16 protein-coding genes are annotated in these 20872 nt (G+C 67.8%); 4 read left to right on the top strand and 12 right to left on the bottom strand.

Annotated features, from left to right (window positions below):
- Positions 1-78: 78 nt before the first annotated feature.
- From BMY53_RS02370 to BMY53_RS02340, 7 genes are all read right to left on the bottom strand, one after another.
- On the bottom strand, positions 79-1461 hold the full coding sequence (locus BMY53_RS02370; RefSeq protein ID WP_092943211.1) for a sensor histidine kinase: 1383 nt from the start codon (positions 1459-1461) through the stop codon (positions 79-81).
- Positions 1461-2807, bottom strand: a complete 1347-nt coding sequence (locus BMY53_RS02365; RefSeq protein WP_092943209.1) for a sigma-54-dependent transcriptional regulator — start codon at positions 2805-2807, stop codon at positions 1461-1463. Before BMY53_RS02365 ends, BMY53_RS02370 begins: the two co-directional genes overlap by 1 nt.
- Before the next feature lie 54 nt (positions 2808-2861).
- On the bottom strand, positions 2862-4085 hold the full coding sequence (locus BMY53_RS02360) for an ABC transporter permease (protein ID WP_092943207.1): 1224 nt from the start codon (positions 4083-4085) through the stop codon (positions 2862-2864).
- Between the two features lie 9 nt (positions 4086-4094).
- Positions 4095-5405, bottom strand: a complete 1311-nt coding sequence (locus tag BMY53_RS02355; protein WP_092943205.1) for an ABC transporter permease — start codon at positions 5403-5405, stop codon at positions 4095-4097.
- 1 nt (position 5406) lies between these two features.
- Complete coding sequence (locus BMY53_RS02350; protein ID WP_177200676.1) at positions 5407-6744, bottom strand: TolC family outer membrane protein; 1338 nt, start codon at positions 6742-6744, stop codon at positions 5407-5409.
- An 8-nt stretch (positions 6745-6752) separates the two neighbouring features.
- Positions 6753-7469, bottom strand: coding sequence for an ABC transporter ATP-binding protein (locus BMY53_RS02345; protein WP_092943201.1), 717 nt, complete (start codon positions 7467-7469; stop codon positions 6753-6755).
- Between the two features lie 67 nt (positions 7470-7536).
- The gene (locus BMY53_RS02340) at positions 7537-8820 is read right to left on the bottom strand and encodes an efflux RND transporter periplasmic adaptor subunit (RefSeq protein ID WP_092943200.1); all 1284 of its coding nucleotides are present in this window, start codon (positions 8818-8820) and stop codon (positions 7537-7539) included.
- A gap of 485 nt (positions 8821-9305) precedes the next feature.
- Between BMY53_RS02340 and BMY53_RS02335 the strand changes: the two genes are divergently transcribed.
- Complete coding sequence (locus tag BMY53_RS02335) at positions 9306-11123, top strand: Ig-like domain-containing protein (protein ID WP_092943198.1); 1818 nt, start codon at positions 9306-9308, stop codon at positions 11121-11123.
- 83 nt (positions 11124-11206) lie between these two features.
- On the opposite strand, the gene BMY53_RS02330 is transcribed toward BMY53_RS02335, so the two are convergent.
- From BMY53_RS02330 to BMY53_RS02310, 5 genes are all read right to left on the bottom strand, one after another.
- On the bottom strand, positions 11207-13045 hold the full coding sequence (locus BMY53_RS02330) for a glutamine--tRNA ligase/YqeY domain fusion protein (protein ID WP_092943196.1): 1839 nt from the start codon (positions 13043-13045) through the stop codon (positions 11207-11209).
- A 66-nt stretch (positions 13046-13111) separates the two neighbouring features.
- Positions 13112-14071, bottom strand: coding sequence for a LytR/AlgR family response regulator transcription factor (locus BMY53_RS02325; protein ID WP_092943194.1), 960 nt, complete (start codon positions 14069-14071; stop codon positions 13112-13114).
- Positions 14072-14086: 15 nt separating this feature from the next.
- A complete protein-coding gene (locus BMY53_RS02320; protein WP_255369994.1) occupies positions 14087-15235 on the bottom strand; it encodes a sensor histidine kinase in 1149 nt (382 codons plus the stop codon).
- Between the two features lie 121 nt (positions 15236-15356).
- A complete protein-coding gene (locus BMY53_RS02315) occupies positions 15357-15905 on the bottom strand; it encodes a DUF6622 family protein (RefSeq protein WP_143073882.1) in 549 nt (182 codons plus the stop codon).
- A 255-nt stretch (positions 15906-16160) separates the two neighbouring features.
- Positions 16161-17786, bottom strand: coding sequence for a helicase HerA-like domain-containing protein (locus BMY53_RS02310; protein WP_092943190.1), 1626 nt, complete (start codon positions 17784-17786; stop codon positions 16161-16163).
- Between the two features lie 100 nt (positions 17787-17886).
- Here BMY53_RS02310 and BMY53_RS02305 point away from each other — a divergent pair, with 100 nt between their 5' ends.
- The 3 genes from BMY53_RS02305 to BMY53_RS02295 all read left to right on the top strand — a co-directional run bounded on the left by BMY53_RS02305 (position 17887) and on the right by BMY53_RS02295 (position 20771).
- On the top strand, positions 17887-18612 hold the full coding sequence (locus BMY53_RS02305; protein WP_092943188.1) for a YebC/PmpR family DNA-binding transcriptional regulator: 726 nt from the start codon (positions 17887-17889) through the stop codon (positions 18610-18612).
- Between the two features lie 24 nt (positions 18613-18636).
- Positions 18637-19920, top strand: a complete 1284-nt coding sequence (gene purD, locus BMY53_RS02300; RefSeq protein ID WP_092943186.1) for a phosphoribosylamine--glycine ligase — start codon at positions 18637-18639, stop codon at positions 19918-19920.
- A gap of 263 nt (positions 19921-20183) precedes the next feature.
- Complete coding sequence (locus BMY53_RS02295; protein WP_092943184.1) at positions 20184-20771, top strand: 1-acyl-sn-glycerol-3-phosphate acyltransferase; 588 nt, start codon at positions 20184-20186, stop codon at positions 20769-20771.
- Positions 20772-20872 lie beyond the last annotated feature (101 nt).

Raw genomic sequence — 20872 nt, 5'->3', positions numbered from 1 at the left:
ACCGCTTCGAGCACGTGCGCTGCGCGCGCCGTGATGGCGCCGCCCTGGCGTTGCCCTGCCGTTGTGCTGGTGCCGCCGTCAGCCGGTCTTCGGGAACAACAACGCCACCCACAGCCCGCCGCCGTCACGGTTACCCATAACGATGCGGCCGCCGTGGGCTTCAGCGATCTCGCGGGCGAGGGCCAGGCCCAGCCCGCTGCCACTGCGCTTGGTGGAATAAAAGGGCAGCAGGGCCTGCGCCAGCTGCGCCTCGTTCATGCCGGGGCCGCGATCGGCCACCTCCACCCGCCATTCCTCCCGCAGCGCCTCCACCTGGAGGCTGATGCCTTCCGGTGAGCTGCCGGACTCATGGGCATTCTTCAGCAGGTTGATCAGCGCCTGTTCCATCTGGCCGGCATCAAAACGTGCCGGGGCGGACGGCAGTTCGCCTTCACGCCGGAAGCGGTAGTGCACAGCCAGCCCCTCCAGAAAATGCGCCCAGTCCACCGGTGCCAGCACGGGCGCCGGCAGCTTGGCCACACTGGCGTAGCCGGCCAGGAAGGCATGCAGGTGGGCAGCGCGCTCGCCAATGCTGGCGAACACGCCGGGTACGCGCTCATGCTGCCCGCGCCGCGCCAGTTCGGCGCCGCTGTGCGCCAGCGAGGAGATGGGCGCCAGCGAGTTGTTCAGTTCATGGCTGATGACCCGGATCACCCGCTTCCAGCTTGCCACTTCCTGCCGCGACAGCTCCCGCGTCATGCGGCGCATCAGTCGCAACCGGTGCGGCTGACCCTGCAGCTGGAAGTCCCGCACCGAGAGGTGGAAGCGTTCCTCCTGCTGCTCCACCATCACACTGAACAGGCCGTCGCGCGGTTGCGCCAGCGCGCCTCGCAGATCGTCCGAAGCCCGGCTCAAGACCTCCTCCAGCAGACGGCCCGACAGGCTGCGGCCTTCGTCAAGCAGGTGCCGGGCGGCCAGGTTGGCATAGGCGATGCGGTCTTGCGTGTCGGTCAGCACCAGCGCCACGGGTGTGTTCTGCACCACCGTGTCCAGCAGCAGTTCCCGTTGGGCCAGGTGGCGGCGCTGCTCACGCAGGGCGTGGCCCAGTTCGTGGTGCAGGCGCATGAGTTCCGCCAATTCCGACAGCCCGCTGGGCGCCTGTGCCGTGATGACGCTGCTGAACTCGCCCTCCCGGTAGCTGAGCACCGTCCCTTCCAGCGCCCGGATCAGCCGGCTCAGCGGGGCCAGCAGCACATGGGCCAGGCCCCAGATGCCGGGCACCACCACCACGGCTGTCAGCAGCATGGCCCAGGGGCTCCAGGGGGCCGGCACAGGTGCACCGAGGAGCGGCGCCAACGCAGGCCAGGGCCAGAACGTCCAGCTCGCGTGGGTCAGTAGGGAGAGTAGCGATGCGCCCAGCAGGAAGAGCGTGAGGCGCAGCTTCAGCGAGTAGCGCCAGTGGGTGCGCCAGGGCGTGCGCATCAGGCGTCCAGGCCGTAACGTTCCATGCGCCGGTACAAGGCCTGGCGGGAGAGCCCCAGGGCCTGCGCGGCGCGGCTGACCACGCCGGAAGCGGCTTCCAGCGCGGCGGAGACGGCCTCGCGGCTGGGCTCGTCGAGATTGCGGAGGGTGTTGATCGGCGCGGCGGGCAGGGCCAGGTCGTGCTCGGTGATCTGGCGGGCGCTGCCCGTGCCCGGGGCCAGCAGCGCCGCGCGCTCGATGACGTTCTTGAGCTCGCGCACGTTGCCGGGCCATGCATGGGCCAGCAGCGCTTCACGCGCCGCATCGCTCAGGCGCGCACGCCCGGCCAGGAAGTGATCCGCCAGCGGCAGGATGTCCTGGGGCCGCTCGGCCAGGCCAGGCAGCGAGATCTCGATGACATTGAGCCGGTAATACAGGTCTTCGCGGAAGGTGCCGGCCGCGACCATGGCCCGCAGGTCGGCATTTGTGGCGGAGAGCACACGCACCGTGGTCTCGCGGGTGCGGCTGGAGCCCAGCCGCTCGAAGCGGCCGCTTTCCAGCACACGCAGCAGCTTCACCTGGCCGGCCAGCGGCAGGTTGCCGATCTCGTCCAGGAAGAGGGTGCCGCCGTCGGCGGTCTCGAAGCGGCCTTCGCGGGCGCGTGCAGCCCCGGTGTAGGCGCCGCTGTCGGCGCCGAAGAGTTCCGCTTCGATCAGGTCCCCGGGCAGCGCGCCGCAATTGACCGCCACGAAGGGGCCGGTGGCCACGGTGGAGTTGGCATGCACGATGGCGGCAATGCGTTCCTTGCCGCTGCCATTGGGGCCGGTGATGAGCACGGGCGCCGGGGAGCGGGCCACCTGGCAGGCCAGCTCCAGGCAGCGCAGCAGGGCCGGGGAAGCGACCACCATGCCTTCCAGCCGATGGCGCCGGCGCATGGCTTCCAGCCGCTGCTGATGGTCCTGGCGGGCCTGCCGCAGGGCCTGCTGGCTCTCGCCGAGCTCCAGCAGGTTTTCCACGGTGGCCAGCAGCTTGGTGTCGTCCCAGGGCTTGGCCAGATAGTCGGCGGCGCCGGCCTTGACCAGCGCCACTGCCTGCTCCAGCTGGGTCCAGGCGGTGAGCAGGATCACGGGCAGGTCCGGGCGGGACTCGCGGATCTGCTGGAACAGGGCGCGGCCTTCTTCGCCCGAGGTGGTGTCCGCGCTGAAGTTCATGTCCTGGATGACCAGGTCGATGCGTCTGGCCCCCAGCAGCGCCAGCCCCTGCACCGGTGTGGCCGCGTACAGCGGCTCGATATCGTGCAGCGACAGCAGCAGGCTCAGGGCCTCGCCCACCCCCGCGTGGTCATCAATGATCAGGACAGTACGCATGGCGACAGAATAACCATTAGAAGGCCGCGTCAATGCGACAGCACGAAGCCCTCGTCATCCACGCAGCGCGACGACAGGGGGGAGGGCGGCGGCGCGGCGGGCGGGCGCCAGGACGGCGATCTGGCCCAGGGCCCACAGGGCCACGGCGCCCACGGGCAGGTAGATCACGGGCAGCGGTGGAAGCTCGTACTGGCGCATCAGCAGCAGGCTGATGCCATAGGCCCCCATCATGCCCAGCACGATGCCCACCGTGGTCAGCAGCAGGTTCTCGGTCTGGAAGTAGCGCAGGATCTGGCCCCGCGTGGCGCCCAGCGCGCGGCGGGTGCCGATCATCCGCGTGCGCTGTTGCACCCAGAAGCTGCCCAAGCCCACGATGCCGAAGGCCGTCACCACCAGCAAGGCCACACACACGCCGGCCAGCAACTGGATCATGGAGCGGTCCTGACGGTAGTAGGCGCTGCGCATCTCGCTCATCATCCGCTGCTCCCGCACCAGCCGCTTCACCCCTGGCGTGTTGTGCAGCAGCTTGGCCGCAGCGGCCTTGAGGATGGTCTCGCGTTGGGCCGGATCCACCCGCAGCACAAAGAGGCCGGACCGATAGCTGGGCCGCACGGGCAGCAGCAGCGTGTTCAAGCTGGTCTCGTCGGTCGAGCTGGGGTTGGGCGATACCAGCCGTTCCACCACCCCCACCACGCGGTGCGGCACGTCGCCATAGACGTACAGGGACTTGCCCAGCGCCGATTCGTGGGGAAAGAGCCGGTGCGCCATCTCCGTGTTGAGGATGATGCTGGGGATGACCGGGTTGTCGTTGCCGCTCACCACGCTGCGGTCGACATACTCGTTGGGCAGGAAGTCGCGCCCCTCCACCAGGCGCAGGCCCAGGGCTTCGACGATGCCCTCGCCCCCCATGTAGCTGGAGGCGGACAGCACCGGTGGCACGTCCCCCGGCTGCAGCTTGACGCTGGAGTAGGTGGAGCTCTGCGCAAAGGGCAGCTGTGTTGCCAGCGTCGCTACGCGCACGCCGGGAATCTGGCGCAGCGCCTGCAGGTCGGCCTGGGTCTCGGACTGCTCGTCGGGGCTGCGTGTCATGCCGGACACCTGCAGCATCAGCAGTTCGTTCTCTGCAACGCCAGACGGTTGCTCGATGCGATCGATGCGCTGGAAGATCAGGAACAGCGCATTGCACACAATGGCGCAGGTCAGCGCGATCTGCAGGACGATGAGCCCGGCGGCCGTCTTGTGCCGCTTGAGCGTGGAAAGAATGGGAAGGATGTCCATCAGGTCACCTCATTGCGATTTCAGTTGCAGCGCGGGGGTGATCTGGCACGCGCGCCAGGCGGGCAGCAGCCCGGCCAACAGGCTGGCCAGCAGCGAGAGCGCGAAGGTGGTGGCAAGCATCTGCCAGTCCATCTGCGCGAGTTGGGCGTAGGGGGCCGGATTCCTGCGCACGATCCACAGGGCCACCCAGGTCAGCACCAGGCCGAGCAGGCCGCCGGCCAGGCCCAGGCTGCCCGCCTCCACCAGGAACTGCAGGAAGATCTGCCGGCGCGGCGCACCCAGGGCACGGCGCACGCCGATCTCCGCACTGCGGCGCAGGCACTTGGCCAGCAGCAGCCCGACGGTGTTGGTCAGACACACCACCAGGAAGCCGAAGGCCAGCCAGACCTGCAGGCGGAAGTCGCTGGGCACCACCTTGCGCACCGACAGCCACTCCATCACCGGCCGCAGCCGCGGGTTGCTGGGCCGCTCGAACCGGCCGGCCTGGCGTTGCAGGTCGGAATACTGGTTGAGATAGGTCCAGTAGTCCTTGCGCTGTTGCTCGGTATCCAGCTGCACCCAGTACTGCAGCCATGCGCAGGGAGCGCCCAAGGCGCGTGGGTCTGTGCCGCTGTTGCCCCAGCAGCTCATGTTGCCCGAGCCCCCCAGGCGAAGCACGTAGGAGGTGGCCAAGGGCAGGTAGACGTCGGCCGCCTGGGTGTAGGCGCCCTGGGTCAGGTCGAAGTAGTGCGGGGCCGGCCGCCAGGCCTGGAGCACGCCGATCACGGTGAAGTCCTTGTCGCGCAGGCGCAGCGTGCGGCCACGGCTGTCGGCCCCGCCAAACACGCGCTCGTTGAGCGATTGGGAGATCACCACCACGCGCGCTTCGGCCGTGTCGTCGGAAGCGCTCCAGCCACTGCCGTACTGGAACGGCGCGTCGAAGATCGCGAAGAAATCGCTGCTGGTGTAGCGCGCGATGGAGAAGAACGGCGACTGCCCCGCCTGCCCGGAGCCCTCCGGGTCCACCGCGATGCTGGCGCCGGTCATCATGACCTGGTGCACACCGCGCTTGTCGCGCAGCAGGGCTTCGGCGTCCGTGCGGGTGAGCTGCAGCGTGGGTTCGCCGCCAGCCTGATAGCCCTGCAGGGTCTCGGCATCCAGTTGCACATTGAACAGCCGGCTGCTCTTGTGCGGGATCGGGTCCCCGGAGAGCACGTGAAAGACGGTCAGTGTCGTCATGCAGGCGGCCACGCCCATGGCGATGGACAGCAGCATCAGCACGGTCAGCCCGCGGTGCGCCCGCAGGCTGCGCAGGCCGAGTTCGAAGTAATAGGTGAGCATTTCAGCGCCTCTCGATCAGCAGGAGGTTGACGGCGGCCAGTTGCGGTTCGGCCAGGCTGCCGGCCGCCTGCTGCAGCAGCAGTTTGGAAAGCACATAACGATGGCGGGCCTGTTCCCAGGCGATGCGTGCATTGCTCTGGGTCTGGATGGCGAGCAGCAGGTCGGTCATGGTGCGGGCGCCCAGGTCCAGGCCGCTGCGGGTGGAGGCCAGCGATTTCTCGGCTGCGTCCACCGCGGCACGCGTGGTGCGCATCTGGCTGAGCGAGGACACCACCGCCTGGTAGTAGCCCTGGGTGCCACGGATGAGCGAGCGGCGGGTGGCCTCCAGGTCATCCTTCTGCTGCTCACGCTGGAAGACGGCCTGACGTTTCTGCGACTCGATGGCCCCGCCCGCAAACAGCGGGATGGTGAGCCGCAGGCCAAGGGTGGACGTGTAGCGTGTGTCCACCGGTGCGACGGCGGTGCCGCCACGCCGTTCGCCGTCCAGGCCGACGCTCAGCGTGGGCAGATGGGCCGCACGGGCGGCCGCCACGCGTTGCTCGCTGGCGCTGAGGTCCAGCGCGCCGGCGCGCAGGGAGGGGTTGTCGCGGATGGCCTGGGCGACCCAGGCTTCCGGATCTTCCGGGTCCGGCATCAGCATGGGCAGGTCGGGGGCCAGGGGCTGCAGCTCGCCCGGCGGCCGGCCGATGATCTGGGCCAGTGCCTGGCGCGCGTCGGCCAGGGTCTCCTGGGCTTGTGCGGTGTTGACCCGCGCCAGTTCGTAATAGGCGCGCGCCTGCTCCACGTCCTGCGCGGCGCTGAGCTTGGCGTCGAAGCGGGCGCGTGCCTGGTTGACCTGCTGGTTGTAGGCATCTTCAATGGCCTGGGCGGTGGCCAGGCTGGCCTGCGCGGTCAGCACGCCGAAGTAGGCGGTGGCCACACGGGCGCAAAGGTCGGCTTCCGCCGCCTGCACACGGGCCTCCTGCGCGCTCGCACCGGCTTTGGCGGCATCCAGCGTGCGCAGCTTGCTGAGGTCCACCAGCACCTGGCTGAGGCTGTGGGTCAGCTGGCGTTCGCGGCTGCCGTCGGCCTGGTAGCGCAGCTCGGCGTATTGCGCGGACCACTGCGGCAGCAGCGCGGCGCGGGCCTGGGCGGCCACTTCGCCTTGCTCGCCGCGAACCGCGCGTGCGCTGGCCAGCGTCGGGTCCTGCTGACGGGCTTCGGCGTAGATGTCCAGAAGGTTTTCCGCGTGCGCGGCAGCCGGCAGGCAGCAGCCCGCGCACAGCAGCGCCACGGCCAGCGAGGTCAGGACGGAACTCGGCCAGCGGGGCCGGAGCCGGGAGCGGTAGGCGATCAGCACGGGTCGCCTCACGCTGGGGACGCCACGCGGGTCATCGCGGTGTCCAGATGGAGTTCTGTCGCGATGTCTACGACCTGGCCATCGATCACGTGCACGTTGCGCTGGGCGCGGGCGGCCAGTTGCGGGTCATGGGTGACCATGACGATGGTGGCGCCGTCGCGATGCAGTTCTTCCAGCAACTCCATGACGCTGCGGGCCATGGCGCTGTCGAGATTGCCGGTGGGTTCGTCGGCGAGAAGCAGGCGCGGGTCACCGGCCAGCGCACGGGCGATGGCCACGCGTTGCTGCTGACCACCGGAGAGCTCGGCCGGGTAGTGACGCTCGCGTGCGGACAGGCCGACGCGGGCCAGCGCCTCGCGGGCCCGGCGCTGGCGTTCGGCCGTCTTCATGCCGCGATAACGCAGAGGTACCTCGATGTTGTCGAGCAGGTTGAGGTCGGGGATGAGGTTGAAGGCCTGGAAGATGAAGCCGATCTTCTCGTTGCGCATGCGGGAGCGCTGGTCGTCGTTCATGCCGCTGACGTCGATGCCATCCAGCTCATACCGGCCGCCGGTGAAGGATTCCAACAGGCCGGCAATGGTGAGGAAGGTGGTCTTGCCGGAGCCGGACGGGCCGGTGACGGCCACGAACTCGCCGGGGCGGACGTCAAGGTTGAAGTCGCGCAGGGCGTAGGTCTCGATCATTTCGGTGCGGTAGACCTTGGACAGCGATTGCATCTTCAGCATGGGGTTCCTCTCGCTTGTGGGAGTGAGACGTCGGGATGGGGGGTGTCGGGATGAACGGGCGGGGTGCTCATTGGGCGAGCGTGACGTGCTCGGCGCCGTCAAACGCCTGGGCACCGGAGATGACAATCTGCTCACCGGGCTTGAGGCCTTCGAGCACTTCAACCTTGGAGAGGCTTTGGGCGCCAATGCGGATGGCGCGCTTGACGGCCTGGCCGTCCTGGAGGACGTAGGCGAAGCGGCCGCCCCCTTCCTCGACGAAGCTGCCACGGTTGACGATGAGCACCTTGTCGCGCTTGTCCAGCAGCACACGCACAGCCAGGCGCTGGTTCTGGCGCAGTTGTTCCGGCGGCGTGCCTTCAAAGCGGAGGCGGGCCGCCACCTCGCCGTTCACGACCTCCGGGGAGACGGAGCTGACAAGGGCGCGCCATTGCTGGCCGTTGCCGGAGATTTCGCCAGGCATGCCGATGGCGAGGTCGCGGGCGAAGCTTTCGGCAACCTGCATCTGCACTTCCAGGGCGGTCAGATCCACCACAGTGAGCAGGCCGGTGCCGGCGGCGACGTTGGCTCGTTCCGCCACGAGCAACTGGCCGACCTGGCCGTTGACCGGGGAACGCAGCTGAAGCTCGTCCACCTGGCGACGAATGTCCTGCACCTGGAGCAGCTGGCGCTGAAGGGCCTGCTGCTTGGCCTGCAGTTCGAACTTGAGGCTGTCATCCTTGAGGCCCAGTCCAGCCTCGGCGTGGGCGAGGGTGATGCGGGCCTTGTCCATGGCGTCCCGCGCCTTGTCCACCTGCATGCCGGCAACGGCGCCGGCCTCGAAGGCCTTGGTCTGGCGCTCCAGGTCGTTGCGGGCGGTCTGGAGGTCGATGGCCGCACTCTCCCAGGCACTCTTGAGGGCGGAGCGTTGTTCGCGGCCATCGACTTCGGCACGCAGGAGTTCGGTGCGCAGGGCGTCGGCGTTGCTTTGCTCCTGAGCGAGCCGGGCGCGGAGGTCGGGGCTGTCGATGTCGCCCAGCAGTTGGTCCTTGCTGACCTTGTCGCCGGCCTTGACCCGCAGGACGAGGTTGCCGCCATGGAGCGCGTAGACGGTGGGGCTCATGGCGGCGACGACCCGGCCTTCACCCGCCACATCGCGCACCAGCGGGCCGATCTCGACGGTGGCAATACCCAGGCGCTGCAGGCTGATGGAAGCGCCCCCGGCCATCATGCGCTGGACGGCAGGCAGCGCGACAGCCGTGCCCAGCAAACCGGCCGCAATGAGCCCGGCCGTGAGGATGAGGCGGCGGTGGCGAGACCAGCGGGTGGAAGCGGCGGTCAGAGGGCGGTCCTGGCCAGAGGTGTCGCGGATCATGGAGGTGGGGCGGCGAGTGGGTTTGGGGGATGAGTTTGCAAGGGCCGTGCCACGGTGGGGTGGCGGAAAAAAGTGTTTGTTATCAAAGAGTTGTGATTCTGAGTACGGGGCCTGAGGGTGTCCGCGGACAGTGGGGCGGACAGATGCTCGGACACGGCGGACACGGCGGACACGGCGGACACGGCGAACATGGTGGACAAGGGGAACCGAGCGGCCAGGCCCCCGCTTTCTCTGACCGCGCTGAACCGACTACGCCGCTGACGCCTGCAACGCCACAGAACCGCGAATGGCTGTTCGCCACTTCTGCAAGTCGGTGGACCACCGGTTGACGTCGGCCCAGGCCCGTTCAAGTACCGAGGCATGCGGCTGCGCAATCCGGCGGCAGAACGAATACTGGGTCTCCCTTTTTCTTCGAGATCCCCTTCATCATGTCTGCTCAATTTCACAGAGATCACCAAGACGCTGGCGCCCACGTGCTCGCCAGCATGAACAGCCTTGGCAGTGCAAACGCCAATGTGGATGCTGATGTGGGTGCCAGCACCCATGCCCACATCGGCACGGTGCTGGAGAGGACCGCGCGCCGCTATGCACGCCGGGAGCGCGACGCCACCGGCGGCGACGGCGGTGCAACCGTGGCAACGGAGCCAGAGCTAGCGCCAGCGTTGGACCCCACGGCGGCAACTGCAGCACCTCCAGCGGAAGAGACGCCGGTAGTGCTCGCAGGCAGCGCTCAGCCGGGCAGTCATCCCGGCGATGCGTATGGCCATACCGACGTCTCCGCCACCGAACGTCACGCCGGTCTCGGCCCGACCAATGCCAGTGGCCGCGAGGTGGAGCGCCTGCTGGCAGAGCGGCCGGAACGTTCCGCAGATGACAATGACGACGCGGCCGCAGGTTGGCTCAACACCGCAAGCGCAACAACGCCGGTGTGGCTGGTCGCCGGGGGCGGACTGGTGGCCGCTGCGGCGGCGTCAGCCGGAGGCGGTGGCGGCGCCGGCCCCGGTGGTGGCATTGCCATCAACCCGCCCACGGAGATCTTGCCGATCACCCCACCCGTGCAACCGCCGGTCCAGGTGCCGATCGACCCGTCTTCCCTGGGTTCCCCCTCACTGAAGCTGCAGGCCGTCGGACCCGTGCCGGTGCAAGGGCTGCCCAGTACCCGTCATCCCGTCGTCAACGTGGGCAACCTGGAACCGGACGGCGCCTGGTTCTATCGCGTGGACGGCAGCCAGGACTGGGTGCGGGGGCAAGGAGCGCAGGTTCCCGATTCGGTGTTTCAAGCCCAGGGGCAGCACGCAGTGGAGGTCTACCAGATGGATCTGGCCGGCAACGAGGGACCCATCGCCCGGCTGGAGTTCTGGTACGACAGCCTGGCGCCCGCAGCCGCTGACGTGAGCCTCAAGAGCGACACCGGCGACACCACCGACCTGGTGACCGCCGACGCCACGCTGGTGGTGGGCAACATCGAGACCGGTGCCGACTGGTTCTTCAGCGTGGACGGCGGTGAATGGCAGCAAGGGCAGGGCGACGAGGTGCCCGACGCCGCACTCGGCGGCGACGGCACCCACACCGTCAGCGTGGTGGTGCGAGACCCCACCGGCAACGAAAGCCCGCCGATGTCGATCACTGTGGTGCGCGACACCACGGCCCCCACCACGGCACCCACGGTTTCCCTGCTGTTCGACACCGGCGAGGATGGCGACGACCAGCTGACCTTCGACCCCAGTCTGGCATTGACTGGCATGGAAGTCGGTGCCCGTTGGTCCATCAGCCTGGATCTGGGGCAGACCTGGATCGATGCTCCTGACGCCAACGAACTGATGTTCCGGGACACGGACCGCTTCGACCGCGACGGTCACTGGGTGGTCCAGGCGCGCCAGATCGACGCTGCCGGCAATGTCGGCACCGCGATCAGTGAATTCCACTTCGACCTGGACCGGGAACGGCCAGATGCCCCCACCGTGCGCCTGAAACACGACACCGGGCTCTTCGACGATGACCGGGTCACCAGCATCGGCACGGTGGTGATCAGCGACGTCGGGCCCGACCTCAACTGGGGCTTCCGGATCGACGGCGCGATCGAATGGTCGCTCTACGCGGACATGGAAATTCCGTCCTGGGAGTTCGGCGACGGCCGCCATGTGGTGGAAGTGGCCTGCTGGGATGCCGCAGGCAATCGAAGCAAGATTGAACGGCTGGAATTTGTGCTGGATACCCAGGCACCGGCCAGCCCGGATCTGGGACTGGCGCCTTACGTCACCTCTGACACTTATGACAGGTATGCCGCCACGGCTGTGATCTAAGGGCCGCCCATGAAAAAGGGGCGTCATGTAGACGCCCCTTCTGGGTGTCGGTGGCTCTGCCACCGTGTGGGCTTCAGCTGCGATTATTTGCCGAAGCTGTCCCGCAGGCCGGTGATCTTGTTGAAGACCGGCGCATTGGTGCGATGGTCCACACGGTCTGCCACAAAGTAGCCATGCCGCTCAAACTGGAACTTCTGATCCGCCTGTGCCCCTGCGAGCGACGGCTCCAGGTAGCCCTGGACCACGCGCTTGGCGTTGGGGTTGATGAATTCCAGGAAGTTGCGGTCACCCAGATCGGGCTGCGCCTCGGTGAACAGGCGGTCATACAGGCGCAGTTCCGCCGGAATGCCTTCGTGCACGCTCACCCAGGTGATCACGCCCTTGACCTTGACCGCATCCGCGCCGGGGGTGCCACTCTTGGTGTCCGGCACGATGTTGGCCAGCACGGCGGTGATCTCGTCCTGCGCGTTCTTTTCGCAGCCCACGCACTCGATGATGTAGCCGTACTTCAGGCGCGCCTTGTTGCCCGGGAAGAGGCGGTGGTAGCCCTTGGTGGGCGCCTCCATGAAGTCTTCGCGCTCGATCCAGAGTTCCGGGCTCAGGCTGAAGGCGCGCTGACCCAGTTCCGGCACATGCGGATGGGCCGGGGCACTGCAGGCCTCGCGGTGTTCCAGGGAACCAAAGATGTCGGCGTAGTTCTGCAGCTTGAGCTTGACCGGGTCCACCACGGCCATGGCGCGTGCGGCCTTGCCTTCCAGGTCGGCGCGCAGATAGCCATCCAGCACGGCGTAGTCGATCCAGCTGTTGGTCTTGGAGGCGCCCGTGCTCTCGACCATGGCACGGATGGACTCTGGCGTGTAGCCACGGCGGCGCATGCCCACCAGGGTCGGCATGCGGGGGTCGTCCCAGCCGGCCACATGGCCTTCTTCCACCAATTGGCGCAGTTTGCGCTTGGAGGTGACCACGTAACTCAGGTTGAGGCGGCCAAACTCGTACTGGTGAGGCAGGGGGCGGGCGAGCAGGCCACCGGCCGCCAGGTGCTCCACCAGCCAGTCATAGAACGGGCGCTGGTCTTCGAATTCCAGCGTGCAGAAACTGTGGGTGATGCACTCGAGCGCGTCCTCGATGGGATGCGCGTAGGTGTACATCGGGTAGATGCACCACTGGTCACCGGTGTTGTGGTGGGTGGCGCGACGGACACGGTAGAGGGTCGGGTCGCGCAGGTTGATGTTGGGCGACGCCATGTCGATCTTGGCGCGCAACACCATGGAGCCGTCCGGATGCTTGCCGTCACGCATCTCGCGCAAGCGCGCCAGATGCTGCTCCGGCGTGCGGTCCCGGAACGGGCTGTTGGTGCCCTTGGTGCCGAAGTCACCCCGGTTGGCACGCATCTCTTCCGGGGTCTGCTCGTCCACATAGGCCAGGCCCTGCGACACCAGGTACTCGGCGGCGCGGTACATGAAGTCGAAGTAGTTGCTGGCGTAGAACAGGTGGCTGGTGGACGGGATGCTGGCAGCGGCGGCGGCCGGGGTGTCCCAGGACCAACCCAGCCAGGCCACCATCTCCTTGATGGCGTCCACGTATTCCTGCTCTTCCTTCTCCGGGTTGGTGTCGTCGAAGCGAAGGTGGCAGACGCCGCCGTAGTCACGCGCCAGGCCGAAGTTCAGGCAGATGCTCTTGGCGTGGCCAATGTGCAGGTAGCCGTTGGGCTCGGGCGGGAACCGGGTGCGGATGCGGGCAGGGTCCAGCGGGCCGGCCGCCTGGTGCGCGGCGTCCCCCGGCGTGCCGGCGAAGTGGCGCGCCGGCTGGAAGCCCTGTTCCAGGTCGCGTTCGATGATGGCGCGCAGGAAGTTGCTGGGCTTGACAGCCGCGCCGTCCTGTTCAGGGGCGGCGCTCGGGGTCTTGTCGGTGCTGGCGGACATGAATGAATCACATGCGAAAGAGGCGAGCGATTCTACGCGTCGCCTATCGGTCAGCCCCGGAATGCTTCAGAGGGCCTTGAACCGATGGGCGAACATGCGGCTCACCGCCAGCCGCTCCGGACGGCTGCGCAACTTGATGGACAGCCGGCCCGCCTCGTCCCGCAACGCCCGCTCAATGGCGTCCACCTGCACGACATGACCCCGGTGCACCTGCCAGAAGCGCTCCGGGTCCAGTTGCGGCAGCAACTCGCGCAGGGAGGCCCGCACCAGGTACTCCTGGTCAGCCGTGAGGACACGGACGTATTTGTCGGCCGCTTCCAGGAAGACGATTTGATCCACCGGCAGCATCACGATGCTCTGGCCCACGCCCACCTGCAGATGGCGCAGCAGCCCCCCCGGGGCGGCCGGTGCGCCGGAAAAGTCCCGCGCCGGCCCGCCGGCCAGCAGCAGGGACCGCAATTGGTCCAGCGCCGCTTCCAGCGGGGCATGCCGCACTGCCCGCAAACCCGCCGCCAGGGCGCCGCCATCCACGGGGCCATGAACGAGGCCATCAACGGGGCCGCTACCGCCTGGCGTACTGCCAGCCCCAGGCAGGAACGCACCGCCCACGCCTGGCGCGGCACCTTGCGCCGCCCGGCTCGCCAGTCCGGCCTGCAGGCGGCTCACGGTCTGCGCCAGCCGTTCGCGCTGCACCGGCTTGAGCACATAGTCCACGGCCGCCCGGTCGAAGGCCTGCAGGGCATATTGGTCGTAGGCCGTCACAAACACCAGCAACGGGAAGGGCGGATCGTCCGGACCATCCGGCCATTCGTCTGCCAGAAGTGCGGCCGCCTCCAGCCCGGTCATGCCCGGCATGCGGATGTCGAAGAAGCAGACCTGTGGCAGATGCTGCAGGGCCAGGTCTACGGCGGCCTGGCCGTGTGGGGCCATGGCGACGACCTGCAGGTCCGGCCAGAGGGTGGTGAGTTCCTGGCGCAGATGGTGGGCCAGCAGTTCTTCGTCTTCGGCAATCAGGGCGGTGGGCATGCGGTCCTCGGGGGCTCAGTGGGACAGGGCGGGGTGGGGAATGTGGATGGTGGCCAGGGTACCGCCCTCGGGGCGGGCCTGGACCTGCAGGGTGGCCTCGGCCCCGTACACCACGGCCAGCCGTTCGCGGATCTGCCGGGTACCGAAGCCGCTGCCAGGCGCAGGGGTGGCGGCCGGGGCGTAACCCACGCCGTTGTCCTCCACGCTCAGCCGCAGGCCATCTGTTGCGGAGAGCGTGGCTCGCACCCGCAGCAGGCCGCCCGCCACGTGTGGCTCCAGACCGTGCTTGATGGCGTTTTCCACCAGCGGCTGCAGCAGCAACGGCGGCACCAGGAGCTCCGCCGCCTCAGCCGGCAATTCGAATTCAAAGCGCAGCCGTTGCCCCATGCGCACCTGCATCAGCGCCAGGTAGTCGGCCAGGCGGGCGAACTCATCGCGCAGGGCATGGCGCTCGGCCTGGGAGCCGGCCAGCGTGGCCCGCAGGAAGGCAATGAGGTGGTCCAGCATGGCCTGGGCGCGGGCGGTGTCCATGCCGATCAGCACCCGCAGGTTGGCCAGCGTGTTGAACAGCATGTGGGGCTCGAGCTGGGATTCCAGCAGCCGCAACTGGGTCTCGGCCGCCTGGCGGCGCAGCGTTTCGGCCCGGGCCTCGGCCGCCGCGGCCTTGCCGCGCCACAGGAAGATGAAGGTCAGCGCAATGCCGGGCAGCAGCGAAAAGCCCAGGATGCCCAGCAGCGCACGCCCGGGGGCGTCAAACGGGCCCTTGAAGTGCAGGCCGGTGATGAGGTTGCCGACCCAGGCCCCGCCGCCGTAGCCCAGCATCGTGCCGCAGACCAGGCAGATCACCATCAGTGGCCAGCCTGGCCAGTAGAAGGGCTCCTGCACCGGCCAGCCCATGCGCTGGTAGAGCTTCCAGCGGCCCCAGCCGGCGGACACGCGAAAGACCTGGATGAAGGTGGCGCAGCCCAGCGAGATCAAGAAGCTGTAGATCAGCGTGGGCGTCCAGGAGCTGCCAAAGGTGCTGACCAGCAGCAGGGAGAGCCCGACCGCCACGACCATGAGGATCAGCAACTGCCGGCCCAGCCACCGGGCGGCCTGGGCGGGGCGGGGCCATGCAGGGGCCTGCGCAGGCGTGGTGGAGGCGGTGGTGGGGGAAAGCGTCATGGCGCGTCGGGGTACAGAGCGTGCAATGCGTAGGGGAGAGGCGTGGCGATCGAGGCGTGCAAGGCGGCGTGCAGGGCGTACAGGGCGTACAGAGAGTACAGCCCTGCCCGCTGCCGGACGGTCAGGCCGCGACCGCTGCCGTGCTGGCCGAGGCCAGCCCACGGCGCAGGATGTTGATGCTGCGGCCGAGGAAGAAACCGCTGAACAGGCCGAAGCTGAGGCTGGCGCCGATGGCAAAGACCAGGCTGTGCGACAGGGCCGGCTGGATGCCCAAGGTCATGCCGACCGCGAACTTGGCCACAAAGATGCTCAGCATCATCGCCAGCGGCAGCCAGCTGCCAGGCACCAGGAAGTCGCCAGTGGCCGGTTGGTAACGGGCCCGGCCGGGCCAGCCGCTGACCAGCATCACGCCGACGCTGGCCGCCAGGCCCAGACCCCAGGCCACCATGGCCGCGTTGGCAGTGCCGGTCTGGCCAAAGCCTTGCTGGACGCCCCAGGCGCCGAAGACCACCCAGACCAGCGGCAGCACCAGCAGGCGCTTGCGGGTCATCACGTTGGTGCGGCTCTGCTTGCGGCCCATGACCAGCAGGAAGGCCAGGATGCCCCAGACGTACAGGGGAACGTGGGAGAGGATTTGGGTCACGATGTCGAGCAGGCTGGGCGTGTGCATGGAGGGCTCCTTGGGTTGGGTCAGTGGCATCGCGGTGGATGCGATGACTGGACTTTGAAGAAACCCGGCGTGAGCCGCCACGGTGGCGCGACGAAGTGCACGCAGACGCCGCCAGTGACCAGGCGGTGGCGCGAACGGTGGAAGGCGGAGCGCGAACTGCAGTGCCCTGGTGCTTTCCGGTTCGCCCCGCCCGCTCGGCGAGACCGGCCGGGCCGGCCCCCTCATGGATGAGGGTTTTCCCGCGTGTGGCGGCGCTCAACGCCGGGAGCGCCCGGACTTGCCGCCCAGCAGGCTGCCCAGCACGCCACGGACCAGTTCCCGGCCCACCGACGAGCCTATGGACCTCAATGCCGACTTGGCGGCCGCCTCCGCCAGGCCCTCGCGCCGGCCGCCCCGCGGACCGGTGCTGCCGAACAGTACATCCTTCAGACCGTCCAGCATGCCGCCACCGGCCTCCTGCGGCGCGTCGGCGGTCGTGGGCGCCCTGGCCGCGGGCCGGGCGCCAGGACGGAAGGCGTCTTCCGCTTCCTCCGCCATCGTGCGGCCGCCGGCAGCGGGGTCGCGCGGGGCGGTGTTTGGTTCCCGGTCCGCCGCCTCGGCACTGGCGGCCGCCCGGCCGGTGAGTTTTTCATAAGCGGACGCCCGGTCCACCTGCTTCTCATAAACACCCGCCACCAGCGACTGGGCGATCAGCGTCTGACGCTGCCCCGGCGTGATCGGGCCGATCTGGCTGCCCGGCGGCAGCACAAAGACGCGCTCGGTCACGCAGGGCCGGCCCTTGTCGTCCAGCAGGCTGACCAGGGCCTCCCCCACGCCCAACTCGGTGATGGCCATGGCGATGTCCAGCCCGGCCTTGGGCCGCATGGTCTCCGCTGCCGCCTTGACCGCTTTCTGATCGCGCGGGGTGAAGGCCCGCAGGGCGTGCTGCACCCGGTTGCCGAGCTGCCCCAGGACGGTGTCCGGGATGTCCAGCGGGTTCTGGGTGACGAAGTACACCCCTACGCCCTTGGAGCGCACCAGGCGCACCACCAGCTCGATGCGCTCCACCAGCGCGGCTGGGGCGTCCTTGAACAGCAGGTGGGCCTCGTCGAAGAAGAACACCAGCTTGGGCTGGTCCAGGTCCCCCACCTCGGGCAAGGTCTCGAACAGCTCCGAGAGCATCCACAGCAGGAAGGTGGCGTACAGGCGGGGGGCTGCCATCAGCTTGTCGGCCGCCAGGATGTTGATCACCCCTTTGCCGTCCACCGTCTGCATGAAGTCGGTGATGTCCAGCATGGGTTCGCCGAAGAACTTGTCCCCACCCTGAGCCTCGATCTGCAGCAGCCCGCGCTGGATGGCGCCCACGCTGGCGGCTGACACATTGCCGTACTGGGTGGTGAATGCGCTGGCGTTGTCGCCCACGTGCTGGAGCATGGCGCGCAGGTCCTTGAGGTCCAGCAGCGCCAGCCCGTGGTCGTCCGCGATCTTGAAGACCATCTGCAGCACGCCCGCCTGCGTGTCGTTCAGGGCCAGCATGCGGGAGAACAGCAGCGGGCCCATGTCCGAGACCGTGGCGCGCACCGGATGGCCCTGCTCGCCAAAGACATCCCACAAGGTGGTGGGGCAGGCCAGCGGGGCTGGCGGCTCGATGCCGCGCTCCTTGAGTACTGCCAGCAGCTTGGCCGAGGCGTGGCCGGGCTGGGAAATGCCGGTCAGGTCGCCTTTGACATCCGCCATGAAAACCGGCACGCCAAGTTGGGACAATGCTTCCGCCAGCTTCTGCAGGCTGATGGTCTTGCCGGTGCCCGTGGCGCCGGTGATCAGGCCATGCCGGTTGGCCAACGCGGGCAGCAGCAGACACTCGATATCTCCTTGCCGTGCCAGCAGGATCGGGTCGGCCATGGGATCTCCAGAGGCAAAAGCTAAAATCACAGTCTAACGAAGCATCAACAGCGCCGGCCCGGAGTTTTTCCCGGGGCGGCGACACAGGAGAACCAGTCACATGGCAGGGCATTCGAAGTGGGCCAATATCCAGCACCGCAAGGGCCGTCAGGACGAAAAGCGGGGCAAGGTCTGGACCCGTCTCACGCGTGAAATCATCGTGTCGGCCCGTGCGGGTGGCGGGGACATCGCCATGAACCCGCGGCTGCGGCTGGCGATCGAAAAGGCCAAGGCGGCCAACATGCCGGCGGACAACATCAAACGCAACGTCGACAAGGCCACCGGCAACCTCGACGGCGTGACCTACGAGGAAATCCGCTACGAGGGCTACGGCATTGGCGGCGCGGCCATCATCGTGGACTGCATGACGGACAACCGCGTCCGTACCGTGGCGGAAGTGCGCCACGCCTTTTCCAAGTACGGCGGCAACCTGGGCACTGAAGGCTCGGTGGCCTTCCAGTTCAAGCATGTCGGCCAGCTGATCTTTGCCCCCGGCACGTCCGAGGACAAGGTCATGGAAGTGGCGCTGGAAGCCGGCGCGGAAGACGTGGTGGTGGATGACGACGGCGCGATCGAGGTGCTGACCGCCCCCGGCGACTTTGAAAGCGTGCGCGCCGCGCTGGAAGCGGCCGGGCTGAAGGCCGACGCGGCCGAAGTCACCATGCGCGCCGAGAACACCATCGACCTGGCCGGCGAAGACGCCGCCCGGATGCAGAAGCTGCTGGACGTGATCGAAGACCTGGACGACGCCCAGGAAGTCTTTCACAACGCCAACCTGGATCAATAAGCGCCTCGGCGCGAAGGAATACCAATGAAGGTCCTGGTTCTGGGTAATGGCGGGCGCGAACATGCGCTGGCCTGGCGGCTGGCGCAGGGAGAACGCGTCAGCCAGGTGTTCGTGGCGCCGGGCAACGGCGGCACGGCACGGGATTCCCGTCTGAAGAATGTCCCGATCACCGACGTGAAGGCCCTGGCGGACTTTGCACAAGAGCAGAAGATCGCGCTGACCGTGGTGGGCCCCGAGGCCTTCCTGGCCGCTGGCGTGGTGGACGAGTTTCGCGCCCGTGGGTTGCGCATCTTCGGCCCCACCCGGGCCGCCGCACAGCTGGAGTCGTCCAAGGCCTTTGCCAAGGACTTCATGAAGCGCCATGGCATCCCCACCGCCGCTTACGACACCTTCACCGACGCTGCGCAGGCCCATGCCTACGTGGACGCGCAGGGCGCCCCGATCGTCATCAAGGCCGACGGCCTGGCGGCCGGCAAGGGCGTGGTGGTGGCCATGACGCTGGAAGAGGCCCACCAGGCCATCGACTGGATCCTGGCCGACAACAAGCTGGGCGTGGTGCACAACGAGGGCGGCGCGCGCGTCGTCATCGAGCAGTTCCTCGAAGGCGAAGAAGCCAGCTTCATCGTGTTGTGCGATGGGCGGAACGTGCTGCCCCTGGCCACCAGCCAGGACCACAAGCGGCTGCAGGATGGTGACCAAGGCCCGAATACCGGGGGCATGGGCGCCTATTCGCCGGCACCGGTGGTGACGCCCAATGTGCATGCCAAGGTCATGCACGAAATCATCACGCCGACCATCCAGGGCATGGCCCGGGACGGCATCCCCTTCACCGGCTTCCTGTATGCCGGCCTGATGATCGACGCCCAGGGCCAGCCCCGCACGGTGGAATTCAACACCCGCATGGGCGACCCCGAGACCCAGCCCATCATGATGCGGCTCAAGAGCGACCTCTTCGAGGTGCTGATGCACGCCACGGATGGCACGCTGGACCAGGCCGATCTGCAATGGGACCGCCGCGCCGCCCTGGGCGTGGTGATGGCGGCGGGCGGGTATCCGCTCTCGCCTCGCAAGGGTGATGCCATCACCGGGCTGCCGGAGGATGCGGAAGACGCCATGGTCTTCCACGCCGGCACCACCCAGCTAGACGATGGCACGCTGGTGACGAATGGGGGGCGCGTGCTGTGCGTGACCGCCCTGGGCGAGGCCGTGCGCCATGCCCAGCAGCGGGCCTACCAGGCCATGACCTCCATCCAGTTCGAGGGCAAGCAGTTCCGGCAGGACATCGGTTACAGGGCGGTCAAGCGCTGAATTCCGACCGTGATTGCGGTACTTGTTGCCGGTTTCGTTGCGGTATTCGTATTGCTGAACCGGCCAGGGCGGCAGATCATTTATTCCTCTGATCTGCTGTTCCCTTGATCCCGTTGAGCCCTATCTTGACCCCAGAGCGTATCCAGAAGAAGGCGGCGGTGCCTGCGAATGCTTCGGCATGTTCGTCGCCGACCTCCCCACCCGCCTCGCCATCGTCGGTCGGGATAACCAACCCCGTCCTGCCTCGGCGCTGGACCGGCCCGATGATCCCGTTCCCCAAGGGGAGCCGGCTGGCGCGCTGGTTGATGGGGCTGTTCGGCTGGAAGGTGGAGGGGTTTGCCGTGCCGGCCCTGCAAGGGGTGGTGATGGTGTACCCGCACACCTCCAACTGGGACTTCCCCATTGGCCTGTTCTCCAAGTGGAACATGGGCTTCAAGCTCAAGTTCTGGGCCAAGGACAGCCTGTTCAAGTTGCCGGTGTTTGGCCACTGGATGCGTGCCGTCGGCGGCGTGCCGGTGAACCGGGCGGCCGCCAGTGGACTGGTGGGCGACACGGTGCAGCAGATGAAACAGGCGCGGGAGCGTGGCGAGCAGTTCTGGCTCATCGTGGCGCCGGAAGGCACCCGTGCCTATGTCGACGGCTGGAAATCCGGCGCGTACTGGGTGGCGGTGCAGGCCCAGGTGCCGGTGGCGGTGGCCGCTTTCGACTACGCGACCAAGACCGTTGTCTTCACTGAGTTCATTGAGCTCAGTGGTGATCCGGACCGGGATTTCGCGATGTTTGCCGAGGTGCTGAAGGGGCGCCAGGGCAAGCATCCGGACCAGGCCGCACCGATTCGCCTCAAGCGCTGATAATCCAGCCTGAACGACTAAGCGATCGAGACGCCAAAGACACCGTCGGCCACCCGTGGGGCCGGGCGGCGTCTTTGGCGTTTCGGTCGTCCTGATGAAAG

It is taken from the genome of Roseateles sp. YR242 (genome assembly GCF_900109745.1).
GTDB lineage: Bacteria > Pseudomonadota > Gammaproteobacteria > Burkholderiales > Burkholderiaceae_C > Roseateles.
Note: the sequence above shows the minus strand (reverse complement) of the source record. Positions and strands in the feature narration are given on the sequence as shown.

Excerpts from the sequence above, each read along its gene's own strand:
- BMY53_RS02370 (WP_092943211.1), bottom strand. The coding sequence starts at position 1,461 with ATGCGCACGCCCTGGCGCACCCACTGGCGCTACTCGCTGAAGCTGCGC.
- BMY53_RS02365 (WP_092943209.1), bottom strand. The coding sequence starts at position 2,807 with ATGCGTACTGTCCTGATCATTGATGACCACGCGGGGGTGGGCGAGGCC.
- BMY53_RS02360 (WP_092943207.1), bottom strand. The coding sequence starts at position 4,085 with ATGGACATCCTTCCCATTCTTTCCACGCTCAAGCGGCACAAGACGGCC.
- BMY53_RS02355 (WP_092943205.1), bottom strand. The coding sequence starts at position 5,405 with ATGCTCACCTATTACTTCGAACTCGGCCTGCGCAGCCTGCGGGCGCAC.
- BMY53_RS02345 (WP_092943201.1), bottom strand. The coding sequence starts at position 7,469 with ATGCTGAAGATGCAATCGCTGTCCAAGGTCTACCGCACCGAAATGATC.
- BMY53_RS02340 (WP_092943200.1), bottom strand. The coding sequence starts at position 8,820 with ATGATCCGCGACACCTCTGGCCAGGACCGCCCTCTGACCGCCGCTTCC.
- BMY53_RS02335 (WP_092943198.1), top strand. The coding sequence starts at position 9,306 with ATGAACAGCCTTGGCAGTGCAAACGCCAATGTGGATGCTGATGTGGGT.
- BMY53_RS02330 (WP_092943196.1), bottom strand. The coding sequence starts at position 13,045 with ATGTCCGCCAGCACCGACAAGACCCCGAGCGCCGCCCCTGAACAGGAC.
- BMY53_RS02325 (WP_092943194.1), bottom strand. The coding sequence starts at position 14,071 with ATGCCCACCGCCCTGATTGCCGAAGACGAAGAACTGCTGGCCCACCAT.
- BMY53_RS02320 (WP_255369994.1), bottom strand. The coding sequence starts at position 15,235 with ATGACGCTTTCCCCCACCACCGCCTCCACCACGCCTGCGCAGGCCCCT.
- BMY53_RS02315 (WP_143073882.1), bottom strand. The coding sequence starts at position 15,905 with ATGCACACGCCCAGCCTGCTCGACATCGTGACCCAAATCCTCTCCCAC.
- BMY53_RS02310 (WP_092943190.1), bottom strand. The coding sequence starts at position 17,786 with ATGGCCGACCCGATCCTGCTGGCACGGCAAGGAGATATCGAGTGTCTG.
- BMY53_RS02305 (WP_092943188.1), top strand. The coding sequence starts at position 17,887 with ATGGCAGGGCATTCGAAGTGGGCCAATATCCAGCACCGCAAGGGCCGT.
- purD (WP_092943186.1), top strand. The coding sequence starts at position 18,637 with ATGAAGGTCCTGGTTCTGGGTAATGGCGGGCGCGAACATGCGCTGGCC.
- BMY53_RS02295 (WP_092943184.1), top strand. The coding sequence starts at position 20,184 with ATGATCCCGTTCCCCAAGGGGAGCCGGCTGGCGCGCTGGTTGATGGGG.